The organism is Salipaludibacillus keqinensis (genome assembly GCF_003226325.1).
Classification (GTDB): Bacteria; Bacillota; Bacilli; order Bacillales; family Salisediminibacteriaceae; genus Salipaludibacillus; species Salipaludibacillus keqinensis.
The window spans coordinates 181979-202833 of the sequence record NZ_PDOD01000002.1; the positions used below are offsets into that span (position 1 = coordinate 181979).

The 20855-nt window shown below is 38.9% G+C and carries 26 protein-coding genes; all 26 read right to left on the reverse strand.

Annotation, left to right across the window (positions count from 1 at the left end):
- Positions 1–41: 41 nt before the first annotated feature.
- The 26 genes from flhB to hslV all read right to left on the reverse strand — a co-directional run bounded on the left by flhB (position 42) and on the right by hslV (position 20841).
- A complete protein-coding gene (gene flhB / locus CR194_RS08015) occupies positions 42–1121 on the reverse strand; it encodes a flagellar biosynthesis protein FlhB (protein WP_110609161.1) in 1080 nt (359 codons plus the stop codon).
- 3 nt (positions 1122–1124) lie between these two features.
- Positions 1125–1901: a flagellar biosynthetic protein FliR gene (fliR, locus tag CR194_RS08020; protein WP_110609162.1), complete on the reverse strand. Its 777-nt coding sequence runs from the start codon at positions 1899–1901 to the stop codon at positions 1125–1127.
- Positions 1902–1905: 4 nt separating this feature from the next.
- On the reverse strand, positions 1906–2175 hold the full coding sequence (gene fliQ, locus CR194_RS08025) for a flagellar biosynthesis protein FliQ (RefSeq protein WP_110609163.1): 270 nt from the start codon (positions 2173–2175) through the stop codon (positions 1906–1908).
- 12 nt (positions 2176–2187) lie between these two features.
- Complete coding sequence (gene fliP / locus CR194_RS08030; protein WP_110609944.1) at positions 2188–2856, reverse strand: flagellar type III secretion system pore protein FliP; 669 nt, start codon at positions 2854–2856, stop codon at positions 2188–2190.
- Between the two features lie 8 nt (positions 2857–2864).
- Positions 2865–3557: a flagellar biosynthetic protein FliO gene (locus CR194_RS08035; RefSeq protein ID WP_110609164.1), complete on the reverse strand. Its 693-nt coding sequence runs from the start codon at positions 3555–3557 to the stop codon at positions 2865–2867.
- Positions 3558–3578: 21 nt separating this feature from the next.
- The gene (locus CR194_RS08040) at positions 3579–3941 is read right to left on the reverse strand and encodes a response regulator (RefSeq protein ID WP_110609165.1); all 363 of its coding nucleotides are present in this window, start codon (positions 3939–3941) and stop codon (positions 3579–3581) included.
- A gap of 32 nt (positions 3942–3973) precedes the next feature.
- Positions 3974–5173 (reverse strand): flagellar motor switch phosphatase FliY, encoded by a 1200-nt coding sequence (fliY, locus tag CR194_RS08045; RefSeq protein WP_110609166.1) that lies wholly within the window; start codon positions 5171–5173, stop codon positions 3974–3976.
- Positions 5166–6161: a flagellar motor switch protein FliM gene (fliM, locus tag CR194_RS08050; protein WP_110609167.1), complete on the reverse strand. Its 996-nt coding sequence runs from the start codon at positions 6159–6161 to the stop codon at positions 5166–5168. Before fliM ends, fliY begins: the two co-directional genes overlap by 8 nt.
- A 30-nt stretch (positions 6162–6191) precedes the next feature.
- Positions 6192–6623, reverse strand: coding sequence for a flagellar basal body-associated protein FliL (gene fliL, locus CR194_RS08055; protein WP_110609168.1), 432 nt, complete (start codon positions 6621–6623; stop codon positions 6192–6194).
- Positions 6624–6625: 2 nt separating this feature from the next.
- Entirely contained in the window at positions 6626–6847 is a 222-nt protein-coding gene (locus CR194_RS08060; protein WP_110609169.1) for a flagellar FlbD family protein, read from the reverse strand.
- Positions 6848–6946: 99 nt separating this feature from the next.
- The gene (gene flgG, locus CR194_RS08065) at positions 6947–7765 is read right to left on the reverse strand and encodes a flagellar basal body rod protein FlgG (RefSeq protein WP_110609170.1); all 819 of its coding nucleotides are present in this window, start codon (positions 7763–7765) and stop codon (positions 6947–6949) included.
- An 83-nt stretch (positions 7766–7848) separates the two neighbouring features.
- Positions 7849–8238, reverse strand: coding sequence for a TIGR02530 family flagellar biosynthesis protein (locus tag CR194_RS08070; RefSeq protein WP_110609171.1), 390 nt, complete (start codon positions 8236–8238; stop codon positions 7849–7851).
- 22 nt (positions 8239–8260) lie between these two features.
- Complete coding sequence (gene flgD, locus CR194_RS08075; protein ID WP_233254280.1) at positions 8261–8704, reverse strand: flagellar hook assembly protein FlgD; 444 nt, start codon at positions 8702–8704, stop codon at positions 8261–8263.
- Between the two features lie 32 nt (positions 8705–8736).
- Entirely contained in the window at positions 8737–10095 is a 1359-nt protein-coding gene (locus tag CR194_RS08080) for a flagellar hook-length control protein FliK (RefSeq protein ID WP_110609173.1), read from the reverse strand.
- 34 nt (positions 10096–10129) lie between these two features.
- Positions 10130–10696, reverse strand: a complete 567-nt coding sequence (locus CR194_RS08085; RefSeq protein WP_110609174.1) for a MotE family protein — start codon at positions 10694–10696, stop codon at positions 10130–10132.
- A 14-nt stretch (positions 10697–10710) separates the two neighbouring features.
- Positions 10711–11148, reverse strand: a complete 438-nt coding sequence (gene fliJ, locus CR194_RS08090; RefSeq protein ID WP_110609175.1) for a flagellar export protein FliJ — start codon at positions 11146–11148, stop codon at positions 10711–10713.
- The gene (fliI, locus tag CR194_RS08095) at positions 11145–12467 is read right to left on the reverse strand and encodes a flagellar protein export ATPase FliI (RefSeq protein ID WP_110609176.1); all 1323 of its coding nucleotides are present in this window, start codon (positions 12465–12467) and stop codon (positions 11145–11147) included. The genes fliJ and fliI overlap by 4 nt, the downstream gene beginning before the upstream one ends.
- Positions 12454–13269 (reverse strand): flagellar assembly protein FliH, encoded by an 816-nt coding sequence (gene fliH, locus CR194_RS08100; protein WP_158282207.1) that lies wholly within the window; start codon positions 13267–13269, stop codon positions 12454–12456. Before fliH ends, fliI begins: the two co-directional genes overlap by 14 nt.
- A complete protein-coding gene (fliG, locus tag CR194_RS08105; RefSeq protein ID WP_110609178.1) occupies positions 13262–14272 on the reverse strand; it encodes a flagellar motor switch protein FliG in 1011 nt (336 codons plus the stop codon). Before fliG ends, fliH begins: the two co-directional genes overlap by 8 nt.
- 15 nt (positions 14273–14287) lie before the next feature.
- Complete coding sequence (gene fliF, locus CR194_RS08110; RefSeq protein ID WP_110609179.1) at positions 14288–15874, reverse strand: flagellar basal-body MS-ring/collar protein FliF; 1587 nt, start codon at positions 15872–15874, stop codon at positions 14288–14290.
- Positions 15875–16396: 522 nt separating this feature from the next.
- The gene (gene fliE / locus CR194_RS08115; RefSeq protein ID WP_110609180.1) at positions 16397–16705 is read right to left on the reverse strand and encodes a flagellar hook-basal body complex protein FliE; all 309 of its coding nucleotides are present in this window, start codon (positions 16703–16705) and stop codon (positions 16397–16399) included.
- A 17-nt stretch (positions 16706–16722) separates the two neighbouring features.
- A complete protein-coding gene (gene flgC, locus CR194_RS08120; protein ID WP_110609181.1) occupies positions 16723–17178 on the reverse strand; it encodes a flagellar basal body rod protein FlgC in 456 nt (151 codons plus the stop codon).
- Positions 17179–17185: 7 nt separating this feature from the next.
- Complete coding sequence (gene flgB, locus CR194_RS08125; RefSeq protein ID WP_110609182.1) at positions 17186–17590, reverse strand: flagellar basal body rod protein FlgB; 405 nt, start codon at positions 17588–17590, stop codon at positions 17186–17188.
- A 457-nt stretch (positions 17591–18047) separates the two neighbouring features.
- A complete protein-coding gene (gene codY, locus CR194_RS08130; RefSeq protein WP_110609183.1) occupies positions 18048–18824 on the reverse strand; it encodes a GTP-sensing pleiotropic transcriptional regulator CodY in 777 nt (258 codons plus the stop codon).
- A gap of 14 nt (positions 18825–18838) precedes the next feature.
- Entirely contained in the window at positions 18839–20239 is a 1401-nt protein-coding gene (hslU, locus tag CR194_RS08135) for an ATP-dependent protease ATPase subunit HslU (protein ID WP_110609184.1), read from the reverse strand.
- A gap of 53 nt (positions 20240–20292) precedes the next feature.
- Entirely contained in the window at positions 20293–20841 is a 549-nt protein-coding gene (gene hslV, locus CR194_RS08140) for an ATP-dependent protease subunit HslV (protein ID WP_233254281.1), read from the reverse strand.
- Between the last annotated feature and the right edge of the window lie 14 nt (positions 20842–20855).

The following is a 20855-nucleotide window of genomic DNA, read 5'->3' on the forward strand; positions in this document are numbered from 1 at the left end:
GCTTCTCTCCTTCTACTGTTCACACAGCCAGTCTAACGTTCTTAAATCTTTCTTTGTAATCGATAAACATATGCTAATACTTCCGCTACAGCCTTAAATAAATCTTCTGGCACTTGATCTCCAATTTCTGCCTGAGCATATAAGGCTCTAGCCAAAGGACGATTTTCAACCGTCATTACCTCGTTATTTTTAGCAATATTAATGACTTTCAACGCAATGTAGTCTACCCCTTTTGCGACGACCACAGGCGCATCCATATTTGAATCATCATACTTTAGACAAACCGCATAATGGGTGGGGTTGGTAATGACCACATCAGCTTTAGGAACTTCTTGCATCATACGACTCATCGCCATTTGCCGCTGCTTTTCCTTGATTTTTGATTTAATTAACGGATCCCCTTCTGTTTTCTTGTATTCGTCTTTCACATCTTGTTTTGACATTTTGATGTTTTTCTCATGGTCATATTTCTGGTACATGTAATCCAAAATCGAAAGGAAAACCAATAAAATAGCTACCGCTAGTCCCATAAGGACAATTAACATGCCAATTAACCCCATGCCATCTTCTACAGAAAACAGTCCCAGTTTTAATAAGTCTTCCATGAAAAACCACATGACCGCACCTGTAACCAGTCCGACAAGTACAATCTTTAACATGGATTTCAAAAATTCCACTAGCGCTCGGATGGAAAAAATTCGTTTAAACCCTTTAATAGGATCAATTTTACTTAACTTCATTTTCACGGCTTCTGGGGCAAACAAAAACCCCACTTGTAAATAATTACTGAATAGAGCCGCTAAAATGGTAATAAGCATCATCGGCGCTACGACGATCACTGCCTGATAAGAAAATTCCAAGAACATGGCTTGCACATTTTCTTCAGAGAGATTCATAAGTAAATAATCCGTAAAAGTAAACCTAGCCATCGTAAACATTTGCTCTACCATGAATGACCCGATGAACCAAAAAAATAAAAAAACAAATAAAAGAATAAAAGCCGTATTGACATCGGAACTCTTCGCCACTTGCCCTTTATCACGGGATTCTTTTCTTTTCTTAGGTGTTGCTCTCTCCGTCTTTTCTTGGGCAAAATATTGCAAGTCCAACGTTAAATACATTCTTTACACCCTTCCATACAGTTCCATCAAGGTCCTCATTGTCAATGTCATCGTTTCTACTAAATGCTCTACTAAAATAAAAAAAGGTGCCATCGTTAAAGCGAGCATGATAAAGCCTAAAAAGATTTTCAATGGAAGCCCTACGACAAACACATTCACCTGTGGAACCGTCCTAGCTACCATACCTAGTGCCACGTCAACGAGAAAAATCGAACCTACTATTGGCATAGACATTTGAAACGCAATGATGAACATCGTATTAAAGCTTGAAACGACGTGCTCAATAACAAACATTTCTCCGAAAGGAAGATAAAGCTGCTCCATCGGAACGAATTGATAACTATAAAACATTCCATCTATTAACAAATGATGCGCGTCCGTTGCCAAGATGAACAATAATGAGAACGTATATAAATAACTCCCTGTAAGGGGAGATTGTGCCCCTGTTTGCGGATCAATGACATTGGCAATCATAAACCCTAGTTTTAAATCAATCAGTCCCCCAGCTACTTGAATCGCATAGAGAAGAATCGTTGCAATAAGTCCAACCGTTAAACCAAAGAGAGCTTCTTTAATGATTAATAAAAAAAACTCATAATTTATTTCAAAAGCGGGCCAGTCCTCCGTAAAGAAGATGATCCAAGACATGAAAATAGCGATCCCTATTTTCATTTGGGCAGGAATATTTTGATAAGAAAAGAATGGAAGTGTTAATAAAAAAGATGTGATGCGCACAAGTATAAGTAAAAATGCAGGAAACCATTCAAAAAACTCTAACATAAAATCATCCTATAAACTGATGTAAATTGCTGAAGATCTCTTCAGCAAGGGTTAACACTTGCGTCAACATCCATGGCCCGAAAATGATTAGAGCAATCAACACTCCTGCAATCTTCGGAATAAAAGCCAACGTTTGCTCTTGAATTTGGGTCGTAGCCTGAAATATACTCACGCCCAGGCCTATTGCTAATGCAGTAATCAGTAAGGGCCCTGCGACCAATAAAACAGTGAAAACTCCTTGTTCTGCCCAAGATATAACCATTTCTGGACTCATCATGCCCCTCCTCTAAAAACTGAATAACAACGACCGTACTACTAAATGCCAACCATCTACCATAACAAAAAGTAGTACTTTAAACGGTAAAGCAATCATAACTGGAGGCAACATCATCATCCCCATGGCCATTAACACACTGGCGACGACCATATCAATCACTAAAAATGGAACAAAAATCATAAAACCGATTTGAAAAGCCGTTTTCAGTTCACTGATAGCGAAGGCAGGGACAAGTGAAGTTAATGGAATATCATCTAATGTTTCGGGCCTTTCTTGTCCTGCGTATCCCATAAACAACGCTAAATCTTTTTCTCTCGTATGCTCTGCCATAAACTCTTTCATAGGCGCTGCCGCAGAATCAAATGCTTCCTCTTGAGTAATTTCACCATCAAAGAGGGGTTGAAGGGCATTCTCATTTACTTCAGAAAATACAGGCGCCATGATAAAAAACGTTAAAAATAACGCAAGACCTACCAACACTTGGTTAGGAGGCATTTGTTGCGTCGCCAACCCTGATCTGACAAAGGATAACACGATGATAATGCGTGTAAAGCTCGTCATCAGTATTAAAATTGCCGGAGCCAGTGAAAGGACGGTTAATAGGAGTAATAACTGAATGGTTGCAGTTAAATTCGCAGGGTCGTCACTGAATATGTCTAATGCTGGAATATCAATCATTGCAATCATTAATCTTTCTCCTCTAATACAGAATGCACCTTTGTTTGCGATTTCTTTACGTCTTTCATTTCATGATCAAGCAAACTTCTAAATGCGGCTTCATTCGCATTTCCTTTAGGTGATTTCTTCCTTTTCTCTAGCCAGCCTGTCAAACGGGAAATAGGCTGTTCAAATATCTCTTGTGAGCTTTGATGAGTTTGCATCATTAACTCAATTTCTTGAGGATCTTCAATCTCTTTCAACAGTTCTACGGTATCGCCAACACCTACAACTAAAACCCGTTTTCCGACACGAACAATTTGTACCGATCGATTCGGTCCAACACCGGTTCCACCCATGTTTTGAATCGTATTGTGACTGTTGAAATTTTGCGCCCGTTTATTAATAAATTTAAGCAATGCATAAATAACGAATAATACGGCTCCTAGAGCTAAAAACATTTGTAAGACAAGAAAGAATAAGTTCTGGTTTTGACCACTACCAATGACTGGCTCTTCTTCCTCTTCTTCATCTAGAAAGCCCTCTTGCAGATCCTCTTCATTACCAATGTCTTCATTATGTTCCTCTGACTCTTGTTCAGTTGAATTAAGTATTTGATTAATGTTGCGGTCACCTTCTCCAAAATCATCGGCTGACACATCCATCATGGTGTAAACCGACAAACAAATGAAGACAGTAAATATTCGTCCTATTTCCTTCATCCTGACACTCCCTTGGAGCCATTAGCCTAGTGTTTTATTGATTGCTTCGATGACTCTGTCTGCTTGAAATGGCTTAACGATGAAGTCCTTCGCTCCCGCTTGGATGGCATCGATTACCATCGCTTGCTGCCCCATGGCAGAACACATAATCACTTTTGCATTTGGATCGTGCTTTCGAATTTCTTTTAACGATGTAATACCGTCCATTTCAGGCATCGTAATATCCATGGTTACGAGATCCGGAGAGTGCTCTTTATACATATCTACAGCTTGAGCACCGTCACCCGCTTCTCCTACCACTTCAAAATCATTTTTTGACAATATATCCTTGATCATCATTCTCATAAAAGCTGCATCATCTACTATTAATACTCTCGTTCCCATTCGTTTCGTCCTCCTTGTTTTTAAACCCCTGTTTAGCGTAAATTATGAATACGTTCTTTTTGACTAACAATATCTGTTACTCGCACACCAAAGTTTTCGTCAATGACGACGACTTCTCCCTTGGCAATGAGACGGTGATTAACCAATATATCTACCGGCTCACCTGCTAATTTGTCTAGTTCGACAATCGACCCTTGCGATAACTCTAAAATTTCCTTGATCGACCTTTTCGTTCTCCCTAATTCAACAGTGACTTCTAATGGAATATCTAATAACATATCTAAATTTTTGGCTTCATTTTCATTCAATACAGGTGCCTCAAAATTGGAAAATGCAGCAGGTTGAACATTAGCCGATCGTTCTGACGGTCTAGGCCCAGACGACAAGTGTTGTGGCTCTGATCGTGGAGCTTGCTGCTGAGGTGCAGGAGCTTGTTCACGATGTTCAGGCGCTTGTTGATTCTCGTGTTGCTGATGTTGATCCTGTTCAACAGCCTTCTCTTCCTCTATAGCTACCTCTTCACTTGCCTGATCAGGGTTCATTAGTTGTTCAACCATGTCTTTAGCAAAAGAAACAGTGACTAGTTGCATGATCTTGGAATCTATCAAATCGCCAACTTTGAGGTCGAAAGAAATCTTCACTAAGATCTCTTCATCTGGCAACTTAACTTTATTAGGGTTTTCTTGTAAGTCCAAGAGATCGATCCCTGGTGGTGAAATATCTACTTTTTTATTGAAAATAGTAGACATAGATGTAGACGCTGAGCCCATCATCTGATTCATCGCTTCTTGGACCGCGCTGATTTCCATCTCTCCTAAATCGTCGGAAGTATTTTTCCCATCATATCCTAACATAAGATCAGCGATAATAGCTGCGTCTGTCGTTTTAATGACAAGTAAATTCATGCCCTCAAATCCAGCTGTGTATTGCACAGAGATAGCTACATGTGGCTTTGGGAATTCCTGATCCAATTCTTCACGACTAATGATCGATACTTTCGGGGTAGTAATATCAACTTTTTGATTAAGGAGAGTAGATAACGCTGTTGCTGAACTCCCAAAAGAAATATTTCCAATTTCACCTAAAGCATCTTGTTCAATTCCGGAAAGGTAATTTTCAACTTTCAACTTGGTTTGACTGCTGTCTTCTGTTTGTTCGCCCTCGTCGTTATCGTCATCCATCCCACTTAACAGGGCATTTATCTCTTCTTGTGAAAGCATATCATCATTCATCTGAAGTCCCCTCCTCTTCAATTATATCGGTAATTTGTACAGCTACATGATTTTTCATTTTACCTGGCTGCACTCTATACTTTGGTTCTTCACCTATGCGAAGCAACAGCGATTCATCGATTAATTGATCAAGTTCAATAATGTCATCGACGCCTAAGTGCAAAAATTCGTCTATCGTAATCTCTGATTTACCTAACTCTACCGCCAAATCAAGAGGCGCTTTTTTTAAATTACTTTTCAATGAATGTAATTCCCCTGGCAATCGATCCTTTTTCTTTGCTTGCATCCACAAATGAACAGAGAGCTTAGGTAGAATTGATTCGATCACGACATGTGGCAAACAAATATTGATCATTCCTGAAGATTCCCCAATCGTCGTTGAAAGAGAAATAACAACGACTGTTTCATTCGGTGAAACCAATTGTAAAAACTGCGGATTTACTTCTAAATCATCCATGACGGGATCTAACTCTTCCACTGAAAGCCACGCTTCTCTAAAGGTTTCTAACGATCGTTGAAAAAGCTGGGACATAATTTTCGTTTCAATTTCTGTTAAATTTTCCACCTTGTTATACGCTTCTCCTTGACCACCCAACATGCGGTCAAGCATCGCATAGGCGATATTAGGATTTACTTCCATGACAAATCTACCGTCTAATGGAAAAGGTTCGAAAACATTTAAAATCGTCATCTTCGGAACTGATCGAATAAATTCATCGTAAGGAAGTTGATCGACGGAGGCCACATTCATCTGGACGAACGTACGAAGTTGAGCAGACAATTGAGTCGTTAATAACCGAGCATAGTTTTCGTGAATTCTTGTCAAACTTCGAATTTGATCTTTTGAGAAACGCAGCGCTCTTTTGAAATCGTATGATCTTATTTTTTTCTTTGTATCTTCTTTCTTTAACTCCTCTGCATCCATTTCCCCTGTAGAAATAGCTGAAAGGAGTGCATCAATCTCACCTTGAGACAGAACATCTGCCATCTAGTCTCACCTCGCTTCGTTCTTGCTAATTTATTGAATCACACGCTGATTCATATACACTTGAACCACGTAGCCCTCTTGCATAATTTGATTTACCCTGCTTCTTATTCGATCTTCAAGGTTTTCAATCCCATCTGACCCTTGAAAATCATTTGCTGACATATCTGAGAGTTCTTGAATAATAATGTTCTCTACTTGAAAGCTTCGTTTTTCAAATTCATTTTTCGCTTGTGCGTTTTCCATTTGAATAACAAATTGTGAACGGATAATATGATTAGATAATAAATTCGTTGTGATTTCTTCTGTCTCCACTGACCGTTCAAGCACTTGGTCTATCGTAGGTTCGCCTTCCGCCTCTTCTACTTGAAAAAGCTGGGTGTAAACCACCAATGCCATGACACCAATAAGCGTTAATGCTACGAGGATGATCATCATAATATTCACTAATCGATTTTGAAACATATTTAACCCTCCTCATCTTCTTGTAATTTGGATATGAGAGGAATTAATCCAATACGCTTGTAAAAATGCTCAATCCGATTGATCACTTCTTCTTCGGTTTCCGTCACAACAATTTTCTTCCCATTGGACAAAGTAATGGTCGTGTCGGGAAAGGATTGAATTTGCTCGATATATAATGCGTTTAATGTGAACGTTTGATTGTTTAAGCGAGTTAATGTCACCATATTTAGTTACGAGCACCACTTTTAAAAGCGAGACTCTTCCTCCTCATTATGTAAAATGGGGTTGGCTTAGCATCCTCTGAATGCTAAGCCAAGCCAGTCTTATCGTTTCAAGTTCACGAGTTCTTGGAGAATTTCATCTGATGTTGTAATCATTCTTGTATTCGCTTGGAATCCACGCTGTGATACGATCATTTCAGCAAATTCTTCAGACAAGTCTACGTTAGACATCTCAAGAGTGGAACCGACTAAATTGCCCCGGCCTTCTACTCCAGGCAGACCAACTTGAGGAGCGCCAGAGTTATTCGTCGCTTCATAAGTGTTCCCGCCTGCTTTGTTTAGACCTGCTGGGTTATTAAAATTAGCTATGGCAATATTGCTTAAGACATCAACTGTACCATCAGCAAATACACCATTAATTTCTCCTGTTGGCGAGATATTAAAGCTTTCCAGTGGGTTCCCTGCCGGTTGACCAATCTCAATCTGAATTGTGTTACCCCCCACATCCATGACTCTTAGCCCATCAGCGTTGACCATGGTTCCATTGCTGTCTAAATAGAAATTACCTGCTCTGGTGTAAACGTCTCCGCCACCATCTTCTTCAGATAATACAAAGTATCCATCTCCAGAAATGGCAATGTCCAAATCTCTTCCAGTAGACTGTAATGACCCTTGCGTATTAATCGTATCAACAGAGGACATGCCTCCACCAAGACCAATTTGCATAGGGTTTGTTCCTCCACGGCCTCCATCGACAGCTGTACTTGCACCCGCCATCTGTTGGCTTACTAAATCGTTGAAAGTCGCCCGTCCTTTTTTAAACCCAAAAGTGTTGACGTTGGCGATATTGTTTCCAATAACATCTAATTTGTTCTGGAAGTTGTTCATTCCACCTATCCCTGAATATAAAGATCGAATCATGTTGTTCGTTCCCCTTTCGTTTCTCGTTAAATTTGCGCTGCTTCTGTCATTCCACAGCGATCGGCTTCCTTTAGGTCCAGCCGTTATTTGTTAATAATGATCGCTCCGTTAATGTTCGTAAATAATTGTGACGCCGCTTCTTCACGATTCATCGCCGTAATCACCGTTTCATTTTTTGCATTTACTACAAAGGCTGCTTCATTTGTTAATACGAGCGAATCTTGAACGCCTTTTTGTTTCGCTTCTTTTACCTTGGCATGAATTTCATTCCATACATCACCGGTCACTTCAATTCCTCGGTCCATTAACCGTTTTTCAGCATGTTTGGTGAGTTTCAGTTCCTTTTGCTCATCAATTTTACTAGAGAGCATATTTTGGAAGCTGGGTCCTGAAACCTTTTGCTGTTCAACTCGCTTAACAGGTGGCTTCGGTAATGATTGCTGAAGGTGATGGGGCATGATTTTCGAGCTCATGGAGATCACCTCACCTTGAAAATTATGGATTTGTCACAGACAATAAATCTTTAGCAGCCACTTTCGTTTCTCCGTCAATGACTAACTTAGCTTGTCCGTCTTTGAATACCACAGATGTAACAATACCTTCCGTGGAGTTCGTTTGCTTGTCTCCATCTTTATCAGTTACTGTTTTATTCCATTCTACTTTTTTGCCAATTAAGTCACTGTGGGATACAAAATCAGTTTGTGTTTGTCTTTCAATAAATTTTTGGATGTTCTCGTTCATGTTCGTCATTTGCTCTAAACTTGAAAATTGTGCCATTTGTGCAATGAATTCTTTGTCTTCCATAGGATTCATCGGATCTTGATTTTGCAATTGTGTAAGCAAAATTTTCATGAATGCATCTTTATCTAAATCTTGATTTCCTACACCTTTATCTTTTTGCTTTTGCATGTAATCGGCATGGTACAAACTTTCTGTCACATGATTATTAATCGGGATAAGTCACCACTCCTTTACGCTTCCGTATTAATGGTATTCTCTAAGAATTCTGCAAAATCCAGATCATCTTCTTCTTCATCTTCATTAAATGTCTTTGAATCTTGCTGTTCGTGTTCTTTTTTGGCACTCTCTTGATTTGAATCTTTAAGTAGCTGTTGTTGAGTTTGCTGCTGCGTGACCTCAATCTTATCTACTTGGATATTTTGTCCTTGAAACGCATTCCTCAATTGTGACAATTGCCCATCGACCAAATCTCTAGCTACCTTTGTCGTTGTCATCAATGTCGCCATCATCACTCCATTCACCTGCTGGATCGTAATATCCATTCGTCCTAATGAAGCAGGATGAAGCTTCAAGTTAAGTTGTTGCACACCTTTACTTAATTGTTGAAACGAACTTCTGGATAAGAGGTTCTGAAATTGCCGGAGAAATTGTTCTTGGGACGGTCGTTCAGGATTACTCTCCCCAGAAGGCACCATCACCGTTTGGAACCTTGCCATCTGACTATTGGTTGTGTCTAACATCATAGAAAGTGGCTGAGCTTTTACCTCCGTGTTAGCTGGATTGCTTGTAGATGCTAATTGATTGACATAGGCTAACTCTGCAAATCGATTCGTGTTCAACACGTGACCGTCTAAGCGGCCTGGCGAAGATGTGTTTAGCATTCCTTGACGATTTTCGAAAAGACCTTTTACTTGTGTCATTAGTTGCTGGAACCCTTGACCTTTTCCTTCTTGAGTCATGACTGGCAGGGAGGTATAACTTTTGTCTTCTTGAATGAGCTTAGGAAAAAATGCAGAGACAATGTTTTTTAACGCTTGCCAGGCCTCTTTGTGGTTACGCTCGTTTTCTAATGGACTCAGTTGATTTTCTTTGACTGAGAAGGTTGAAATCACTGCTAGTAAATGTACAGGATCACCATTACGTTCAAAATCTTCAATTAGTCCTTCAAGAGAAACATGATCGTGAAACAATTGTTCAAATTCTTCCGCCCATTGATCCGGCATAACCTCGATGAATGCTTTCATTTCTGCAGTGTGTAACATATCGTCAGAAAGAAAACTTTCGTCTAATGGTAATTCTTCAATGACATTTGACAACTTTTCAACTTCCTCATTTAATGAAGTAACTAGTTCTTCTAAGGATGTAAAACTTAGTAATTCCATTAATTCAGGAGCCAGGTCCATCTCTTTTAAGAGCTGGGTCTTCCCATTCATTTCTTCCTCTGAGTCACCTTCCACATTCATAAGAGAACCTAGTAAAGTTAGAAACGTATCGTTTCCCTCTTCTTCTGAGGAGTTCAACGTTAACTCTCCTTGTTTTCCTAGATGGTTCAGTTGGAGCATTGGCCTCATGGCCATCATTCCGTTCATCTATTCTCACCTCCCTTCAATCTCCACTTGCGAATTAATTTTCCATCTGAATGAGTAACTGGGCGGCAACTTCTGGGTCTACCCGGCTTAAAATATTTGAACGGTTATTCACTCTCATCATTCTTAAATAAGTAACTGCCTCTTCTTCTGGTAGTTCGCTTATGATATCCGCTGCTTTTGAAGCCGTCATATCCTCTAAAGTCTTGACGATATCGTTTAAATCTGCGGTAACTTCTTCCGTTTCTTCTTCATCCAATACTTCTTCTGATTCCTGATCGAAAAGTTCCGCTTCTAAACTGGCTATTTCTGTGTCTTTTGCTTCGATTTCACTCTCGAGCTGTTGAATCTGTTGAAGATAAGATTGATTCTCATGTTCTACTTGAGCCATGTGTTCTTCATCAGACATTTGTTCTTCTGTCTCATCATCTATAAACGGCAGCATACTAGCAGCTTGTTGAAATGTCCCGCCAACGTTAAATCCAACATAATAAAGAACCACTACGGCTAAAATCACTGCGAAGATGGCAGGAATTAATACGACCATAAAGAAAACTTGTAATTTATTTTGACCTTTGTCTTTTGGTTGGTTGTTTTTACTCATAGGTTCACCTGATTTCATCGCCTGACAAACTGTTGAACAGAGATTTCATCTAGAAACCTTTGTTCGGTTCGTTTTTCATTTTCAATATATTGCGTCTTTTTTATCTCTTTCATTTTTTCATACTTTTTTAGATCAATCGATTTGAAAGTTAAATAACGTTCTTTTTCATTCATCCTCTTTCTTGCTTCTTGTGTGTTTACTTGAAGATGATCAATCTCTTTTTGTAGGTAACTAATCGTTTCTTCATTCAGTTGAATCATGGAAATAGTTAAACCTTTTTCAAGTTTTCTTTCATTCGCTAAGATTAATTCTTCTTTTCTTTTCAGCAATTCGTATAGTTTCGTAGCTACGCCTTCAAAATGTTTTACAGATTCTGTATAAGCAAGTTCAGCATCGGTTTTCTCAAAATCTTTCACTTCCAGGACTTTTTCTAACGTGAATTGAAAGCTCATGCTTGCCCCCCTTTGCCAAACTGTTGAATCATCATCTTTACATTTTCACTAAAATCATTTGATTCATTGAGACCTTGTTTCAAAAATGCCATAATCTCCGGATACATATTGATCGCTTCATCTACCTCTTTATTGGAGCCTTTCTTATAGACGCCAATATTAATGAGATCCTCAGAATCATGGTATGTAGCAAGCATATTGCGGATATAATCAGCTGTTTGCTGATGTTCCTCAGAAACAATGTCGTTCATCACCCTGCTAATACTTGTTAGAACATTAATCGCTGGAAAATGACCTTTATTTGCTAATTTCCTGTCTAGGACAAGGTGTCCATCCAAGATCCCCCGGACGGCATCAGCAATTGGTTCGTTCATATCATCTCCATCGACTAATACTGTATAAAAAGCTGTAATTGAGCCGGATTCATTCATGCCACTTCGTTCAAGCAGTCTAGGTAATATGGCAAATACAGAAGGGGTATATCCTTTAGTTGTTGGAGGTTCGCCTATAGCCAAACCTATTTCCCTCTGAGCCATAGCCACTCTAGTCACGGAATCCATCATCAAGGTGACATTAAGACCTTGATCTCGAAAATACTCACATATGGCCGTAGCTGTCATTGCTCCTTTAATTCTCATTAACGCCGGCTGGTCAGATGTAGCAACAACAACAATCGTATTGTTTAAGCCTTCATCGCCAAGGTCTCTTTCGATAAAGTCCCTGACTTCTCTGCCACGCTCTCCAATTAAAGCAATAACATTCAAATCTGCATTTGAATTTTTAGCGATCATAGCCATGAGCGTACTCTTACCAACTCCACTTCCTGCGAATATCCCCATACGCTGTCCTTTACCAACAGAAAAGAGACCATCCATAGCTTTTACACCTAAACTGAGCGGTTCACTAATTCTCGGTCGTTTTAACGGATTAGGTGGAGGATTGTCAGTGGAAAACGATTGAAATCCACCTTCTAGTTCACTCCCATCAAAGGACCTCCCTAAACTGTCTACAACACTACCAATCATCGCTGAACTTACTTTTACTTGTAAAGGATGGTTCATTGTTTCTACTAAACTACCTGGTGATATTTCTTCCACACGGTCAAAAGGCATAAGTAAGACATTTTGATCACGGAACCCTACCACTTCTGCGAGTATCTTCCGAGGAAAAGCCTTCCCTACTATAATTGAACACAAGTCTCCTACTGAAGCTTGGGGACCTTTCGATTCAATCATCAGACCCAAAACTTGAGTCACTTTTCCATAGTGCTTAAACGGAGAGATGTCTTTAATTTGTGGTAGTAGTTCATGAATACTCATTCGATGTCCCTTCTTTGAGCTTTTCAACTAACACTCTCTTAAGCTCTCTCAATTGACTGTCTACTGAAGCATTGACTTGTCCATAAGGTGTTTCTATAAAGCAATCGTACTTATTCAATGATTCATCAGGAAAAACAAGCAATTCTCGTGTATGAAGAGCAATCCCTTGCAACTCTTTCTTGTGCTTAAGGGTTGTCTCATACCAAGTGGGGTGCACATAAATCTTCACTTCTTCTTGCTCCCTAACTTCTGTGACCGCTTGTTTTACAAGGGATAACCAAGCTTGATCATCTTGTTGAAACGTCTGGCCAATAATCTTTTCAGCCACAGCAAAAGCTAGGTCTAACATCACTGATTGGGAATCGTTGAGTTTATCGTGATAATCAAGTTTAGACCTTGTAACAGTGACGTGTGCTTGATTGATCATCTCACTATACTGTTTGATTCCTTGCTCGATACCCTCTTCATAACCTTGGTTAAAACCAGCTTCAGCTGCTTGATTTAATCTAACATCCGCTTCTTCAGCCAATTGTTGTTTTTGATTTTTTTGGTCTGCTTTCCACTGGTTTACTTCATGTTGAAATGATTCCTTTAATTGGTCTAAAGCTTCTCGTTCTTGCTGTAACGTTTGAATTTGATCTTTATAGTGAATATTGTTTCCCGATTGAGTACGTTGTTCACTTCTGTCAGGCTCCTCATGTGAAAACTCTGTACGATGAAGGGCATGGACTGTCCGAAGTTGAATCTTCTTCTCCCCACTAGTGGATTGCTTCGTTAAGGTTGATTTAATGAGTTTAGACAATAATATCATCCCCTCCACCACGAGCGATCACGATTTCACCTGCTTCTTCTAATCGACGAATCACCGATACGATTCTAGTTTGGGCTTCTTCTACATCACGAAGCCGGACAGGACCCATGAATTCCATTTCCTCTTTGAATGTTTCAGACATTCTTTGAGACATATTATTAAACACGATTTCCTTCACTTCATCACTTGCTACTTTCAATGAAAGCTGTAAATCTTCATTTTCTACATCTCTAATCACTCGTTGAATAGATCTGTTATCTAATGTAACGATATCTTCAAAGACGAACATCCTCTTCTTGATTTCTTCTGCTAGTTCAGGATCTTGAATTTCAAGCGCATCGAGAATAGTTCTCTCCGTACTTCGATCTACACTGTTTAACACTTCAACCACTGATTCTATGCCGCCTGCCTGAGTGTAATCCTGCGTAACCGATGCCGAAAGTTTCCTTTCTAAAATACTCTCTACCTCATTGACTATTTCTGGGGAAGTACTGTCCATGAGTGCAATTCTTTTCGCTACATCTGCCTGAACCTCTTGTGGTAAAGAAGAGAGTATTTGGCCGGACTGTTCACTGTCCAAATAAGATAAAATGAGAGCGATCGTTTGTGGATGCTCATTTTGAATAAAATTAAAAATTTGTACTGGATCGGTTTTTCTTGCAAAATCAAATGGCCTCACTTGAAGTGTTGAAGTAAGTCTATTAATAATATGCATTGCTTCTTCAGAACCAAGGGCTTTTTCAAGGACATCTTTGGCGTATCCGATACCACCTTGAGTAATATATTCTTGGGCCATTGCTAGTTTGTGAAACTGATCAATGATGTCGTCTTTTGTATCTTGTTCTACTTTTCTGACCCCTGCTATTTCTAACGTAAGCTTTTCAATCTCTTCTTCAGATAAATGTTTATAAACCTGTGCCGATACATCCGGACCTAAAGAGATTAGTAAGATGGCGGCTTTTTGTTTGCCTGTTAAATTTTTTCTCTTCGCCACTCTTTTCTCCCCCTCTTAATCCTCTGATAACCATGTACGAACAAGTTTTGAAAATTCTTCTGGTTTATCTTTGGCTAGTTTTTCTAATTGTTTTCTTCGTGCTTTTTCTTCTGAATCAGGTTCCGAATCGATTGGAGGAAGTTCATATTGTGACCGTTCTTCAACTGATATTCCTTCTGACTCATCACGATCTTGACGCCTTCTCAATAACAAGAATAGTAAGATAAGAATTCCTAATCCTAATGCTCCAACGACATAATACCAATAAGTGGCACCGGTTACCGGTTCTTCAAATTCAACTTTCCCGAAAAATTCTTGTGAAGTCACAGTGACTCTTTCTTCAAGTTCTTCTGGACCCCATTCTGCTGTTAGCTCAGTATCAATGGATGTACGCACAATTTGACTTAAAATTTGTTGTATATCATTTAACCGTTCTTGAGGTAACGAGTTAGGGTCTTCAGGATCTGGAGGTTCCACCATCACTTGAATACTTACATCTCTTATTTGATAAGGGCTTTCTACGATATCTCTTGAAATTCGATTGACATCGGTGTTAATTCGTTCTTCAATTCTTTCGTAGTCCCCTTGACCTGCACCGACAGCACCAGGGAAGTTCGGTATGTCCGTCTCTCCCGCTCCAGGTACACCACCTTCGGCCAGTTCTTCACCTTCATAGGTTTCTGTAATTCTCTCGACACTCACGGCTAAACCTTCCATATTCTCTTCATCTACGGGTTCCACTAATTCCTCTTGCCTGTTCTCTTGAGTGAAATCTACATCCGTAGAAATGGAAACAAGTACTTTATCTGGGCCAACCATTGTTCCTAACATCTGCTGTAAATCTCTTTGCAAGTCTCGTTCAATATCTCGTTGAATGTTTCGATGTTGTTCATAGATAGATAAAGTTGAATCAGCCATCGATTGATTGTCATTAAGCTCTAAATAACGAGACATTTGATCCATAATGACAATGTTTTCAACAGATAGATTCGGCACACTTTGAGCCACTAAATGATAAAGAGACCTTACTTGATTTTCATCTAAAGAGTAGCCTGCTTGCATATTTAAGAGAACGGACGCTGTAGCTTGATCTGGCTCATCACCAAGCCAAATACTTTCTTCAGGTAAAGTAATCATAACTTGAGATCCTTGTACCCCATCGACGCTTCGAATCAAATCTTCTAGTGATGTTTGTATTGCAGCTCTTTCAAGTAGTTCAAATTCACTATCTGTTGTACCAAATCCCATATTATCTCTGAAGGTCGAATAATCAATTCTACCTGTTTGAGGAATTCCTTCTGCTGCCAGACTAACTTTCAATTCGTCCACCATGGCTTCGGGAACTAAAATAGACGTTCCATCGCTACTTACTTCATTTGATACCCCACGACTGTCTAGCGTCCCTTTAATTTCACCTGTTTCTTGAATGGTCAAATTCGAGTATAGGGGAACATAGTTTGTACGAGAACCAAACCAGGAAAACAACAGGAGTAGAACTAAGATAAGTGTGATTGATCCTACTAGCAACCCTTTTTGATTTTTCGTTCTTGATTGCCAAAATTCAGTTGTTTTATTTTTATATTCAATCAGTCTATCGTTCATTTTTCCTCCCACACTGCCACTTCTTTAAATAAATTCGGAGTTCTACCAAACATTACGGTGACCCTCCCTATCATGCTTTTATCACTGTTAGTGTCTATGTACGTATCAACAACTTGATCAAGCACTCTTTACCCTAAAGCGACTCTATTAGTTTTTGATCTGCCTCCACTTATAAGCAAAACGGCTTACAACGCCTAACTTCTTTTGATTATGTTTACCAAAAGAACATTTTGGGTATTAGGAAGAATATGTAGTTTTTAACATATCGGTTATTACTTTTCGTCATCTCGTGTAAACAATCCACCTAATTTTCCGATAAAATGATTATAACCCTCATAAAATATAGATGTATTCCGAATAAATTGAATATGTATTGACAACTACAGCTTTTAGTAAGCAAGTAGTCGGTGACGTATTTATTTACTTTGTTCTAACACATTGTATTTCAAATGATCTTTTAAGTTTTTATTGAAAGGATCACTTAGCAATATTTAAGAAGTAGCGCTTATTTAAAAATAAAGATTATACTTGCATTCTCATGATTTCCTGGTAGGCTTCTATCGCTTTGTTTCTTACTTCAATGGTTGTTTGAAGGGTAACGCTAGCTTTTTCTGATGCAATCATCACATCATGAAGATCTACTTGTTCACCCCTGGCCATTTTTTCTGTCATGTCTGCAGAATGAACTTGAGCATCATTCACTTCTGAAATGGCATTGTTCATCCACGTTTTAAATGATTGCTGTGCTTCATGCGGCGTTGATTGATTCGATGCCTGTGTTTGGTGTGGCTTCATAACAGAATTCATTTGTTGAATAGCATTAATATCCATGTTTTTCTCCCCTTTTTTTACCTTCCAATTTCAAGTGCTTTCAGTAACATGTTCTTATGGGCGTCGAGAGTTGTAACATTTGCCTCATACGATCGTGTTGTACTCATCAAATCGATCATTTCTTTTAAAGGATCGACATTAGGTAATTGGACATACCCTTCTTCATTGGCATCAGGGTGCTCAGGTTGATAAACTTGTTGGAACGGTGACTGGTCCTCAATGATATTTCCAATCTTCACTCCTTTACCTATGTCCTCACTTGTCCCCATCGCTTTATGAAGATGACTTTTAAAGCCTCCTGATTGATTGGGTTCCATTGTGACCATTTTTCTGCGGTAAGGTTCCCATTCACCATCTACTAACCTACCTCTTGTAGAATCTGCATTAGACATATTACTTGAAACAACATCCATACGTAACCGTTGAGCTGTAAGTGCTGATGCTGAAACATTCATTCCATGAAACATTGACACTTTTCATCTACCTCCCTTGGCCAAGTACGGTTCTGACACTATTAAATCGTCCATTCAATCGATCCACTAACGTATTATAATAAATTTGATTTTTAGCCATCTCGCTCATTTCATGATCTATATCTACGTTGTTGCCATTATGGTTGTATGCCGTATTAGTCCGTTTCATAACAGTGGCAGCATCATTCGATGGTCTCCCGCCGAATTCCACATGACGATCGTCCCGTCTATGGGCATTGAGTCGCTGGCCTTCTTGAGCACGATTTAATTCGTGAGAAAACACCGTCTTTTGAGCCTTGTAATTTGGCGTGTCTACATTCGCTATATTTTGAGAAATGGTATTTTGTCTCGTCATAGAAGAAGATACAGCAGTTTCTAATAATTGATTTGTGGAATTGTTGATCAAATTCATTCTTATTCCCCTTTATATAAAAAAATAAACTAAGAAATATCTTCCTTTTTAACCACTGTCTAGATGTATTTTATATAATATAGAACGATTTGTCTAACAGTCTCGGAAATTGACTTCACTTCAGTGAAATAGACCTACAATAAATTAAGGAAATAGTCATATCGACATTTAAATATTCCACATTCGACTTTTAATGACAATATTTTTCTTTTCTCCTTTTATACACTATCATAATTTTACATCTTTCTGTATGTTTTTATTTATTTCACACTTAAAATTTACGTGCACCTTAACACAAATTTTTTAAAAAAAGTCAATGGCAATGAAAGTATAACTCTCCCCAGCCTCGATAGGCGAATGGATTATCAAACCCACAACAGGAGTAAATAAAGAAAAAAAGAAGACTAATCAAAGATTAGTCTTCTTAACACTTTTCATATTGAAACAGTTATTCTGTTTAGTTCTTGTGCTTTTCTAACTCTACTAGGAACTTGTCATTAAGTACTTTGATGTATGTACCTTTCATTCCTAAAGAGCGCGATTCAATAACTCCGGCACTCTCAAGTTTCCTAAGAGCATTCACAATAACAGAACGAGTGATTCCGACTCTGTCTGCAATTTTACTAGCAACTAGTAACCCTTCGTTTCCGTCTAATTCTTCAAAAATATGATCAACGGCTTCAAGTTCACTATAAGATAATGAACTGATTGCCATTTGCACAACAGCTTTGCTTCTAGCTTCTTGTTCAATCTCTTCCGCTTTCTCGTGAAGGATCTCCATACCTACTACTGTAGATCCATACTCTGCAAGAAGAAGGTCGTCATCATCAAACGAATCATCTAATCGAGCAAGAATAAGTGTGCCTAGTCGCTGACCTCCACCTTGAATAGGGACAATCGTAGTTAATCCATTGGCAAATAAGTCTTTATTTTCTACTGGGAATGCAGTAAATTCGCTGTTTATATCCAAATTAGATGAAGTTTCTCCAATTTTAAATAAGCCTGATGTATACTCTTCTGGAAATTGTCTTTCTTCAAGCATGTTTTTCATTCGAGAATTCTCAATTTCTTGCTTAATTGAATATCCAAGTAATTTACCGCGACGACTAACAATAAATGTATTCGCTTCAATGACATCTCGAAGGGTTACCGCCATATCCTTGAAGTTCACCGCTTGACCAGCACTTTTTTGCAATAGTTCGTTAATCTTTCTTGTTTTTGATAATAAATCCATTATTCTTCCTCCTGTTATAATATATATTGACTTAAATCTCGATTTTTCACTACATTTTGTAGTTTTTCTTCTACATAAGCCGGTGTAATGACTATTTCTTCCATCGTGATTTCAGATGCTTCGAAAGAAAGATCTTCTAACAACTTCTCGAGAATCGTATGGAGCCTTCTAGCGCCAATGTTTTCTGTCTCCTCGTTCACTTCCGTAGCAATTTCTGCAATTCTACGAATAGCATCGTCTGAAAATTTCAATTTTATTCCTTCTACTTCTAATAATGCTTGGTATTGCTTTGCCAAAGCATGTTTAGGTTCAACTAAAATTCGAACGAAATCATCTACTGTTAAACTATTTAACTCAACTCGAATAGGAAATCTTCCTTGTAGCTCAGGAATTAAATCTGATGGTTTCGAGAAATGGAAAGCCCCTGCAGCAACAAACAACATGTGATCTGTTTTAACAGGACCGTATTTAGTAATGACCGTAGATCCTTCTACAATTGGCAGGATATCACGTTGAACGCCTTCTCTTGATATATCTGCTGACTGCTTCTGACTTTTTCCTGCGACTTTGTCTATTTCATCAATGAAGATCATTCCCAATTGTTCAGCTTTTGAAACAGCTTCTTGAGTGACTTCATCCATATCAATAAGTTTTTGAGCTTCATCGTCCGTTAATACTTTTCTAGCTTCTTTGACTTGAAGCTTTCGACGCTTCTTCTTTTTAGGCATCATGTTACCGAGCATATCCTGCATATTCATTCCCATTTGTTCCATGCCAGATCCTGAGAACATATCCATGAAATTAGCTTGTTGTTCATCTACTTCAATGCTCACTTCTTCTGTTTCCAATTCTCCTGCGGCAAGCTTTTGTGCGATTTGTCTCCTTCGATCCCGAGTTGTCGTTTCTTCAGAATCCGCTTCCTTTTGATCTTCTTCACTTTCCTGATTCCCTTGGAAAAGCATTTCAAACGGATTTCGGTAAGAAGATTCTTTCTTTTGGGATGGAACAAGATATTCCACTAGTCTATGGTTTGCATTTTGTTCTGCTCGTTCCTTTACACTGCCCATCTTTTCTTCCCTAACGATTCGGATGGACGTTTCCACTAAATCACGGACCATCGATTCTACGTCCCGGCCCACATAACCTACTTCAGTGAATTTCGTCGCTTCTACTTTAATAAAAGGGGCTCCTACTAATTTAGCTAGTCTCCGAGCGATTTCCGTTTTTCCTACACCTGTAGGACCAATCATTAAAATGTTTTTCGGTGTAATTTCCTCTTTCAATCCATCATTCAGCAAATTTCTGCGATAACGATTTCTTAAAGCGATGGCGACTGATTTCTTGGCTTGTGTTTGACCGACAATCGATTGATCTAATCTTTCAACGATTTGTTTCGGGGTTAACGAAGTACTCATAATATCATCCCTCACTTATTCAATCAGAGTATATCTTTCCATCTTCGGTATGCTTAGTCAACGGCCAATTCTTCGACGATAATTTGGTGATTTGTATAGACACATATATCAGCGGCTGTCTTCAGACTAGCTTCTGCAATTTCTTTAGCTGATAAATGCTCTGCATATTCCTTTAAAGCTCTCCCTGCTGATAAAGCATACGTACCACCTGAACCGATTGCAAGAATGCCGTCGTCAGGTTCAATGACTTCTCCAGTTCCAGCTATGAGATATAAATTCGTTTTATCCATAACTACAAGCATGGCTTCTAATTTCCTTAGAACACGATCACTGCGCCACTCTTTTGCAAGTTCAACCGCTGCTCTTTGCAAATTGCCACCAAATTCTTCTAATTTACCTTCAAATTTCTCGTAAAGTGTAAACGCGTCTGCCACAGAGCCAGCAAATCCTGCTATTACCTTGCCTCTATAGAGTCTACGTACCTTCTTAGCGGAATGTTTCATTACCACAGCATTTCCGAAAGTCACTTGGCCATCTCCTGCAATGGCAGACCCGCCATTGTGCTGAATCGCAAAGATTGTTGTGCCTTTGATTTGATCCACTATGCATCTTCCTT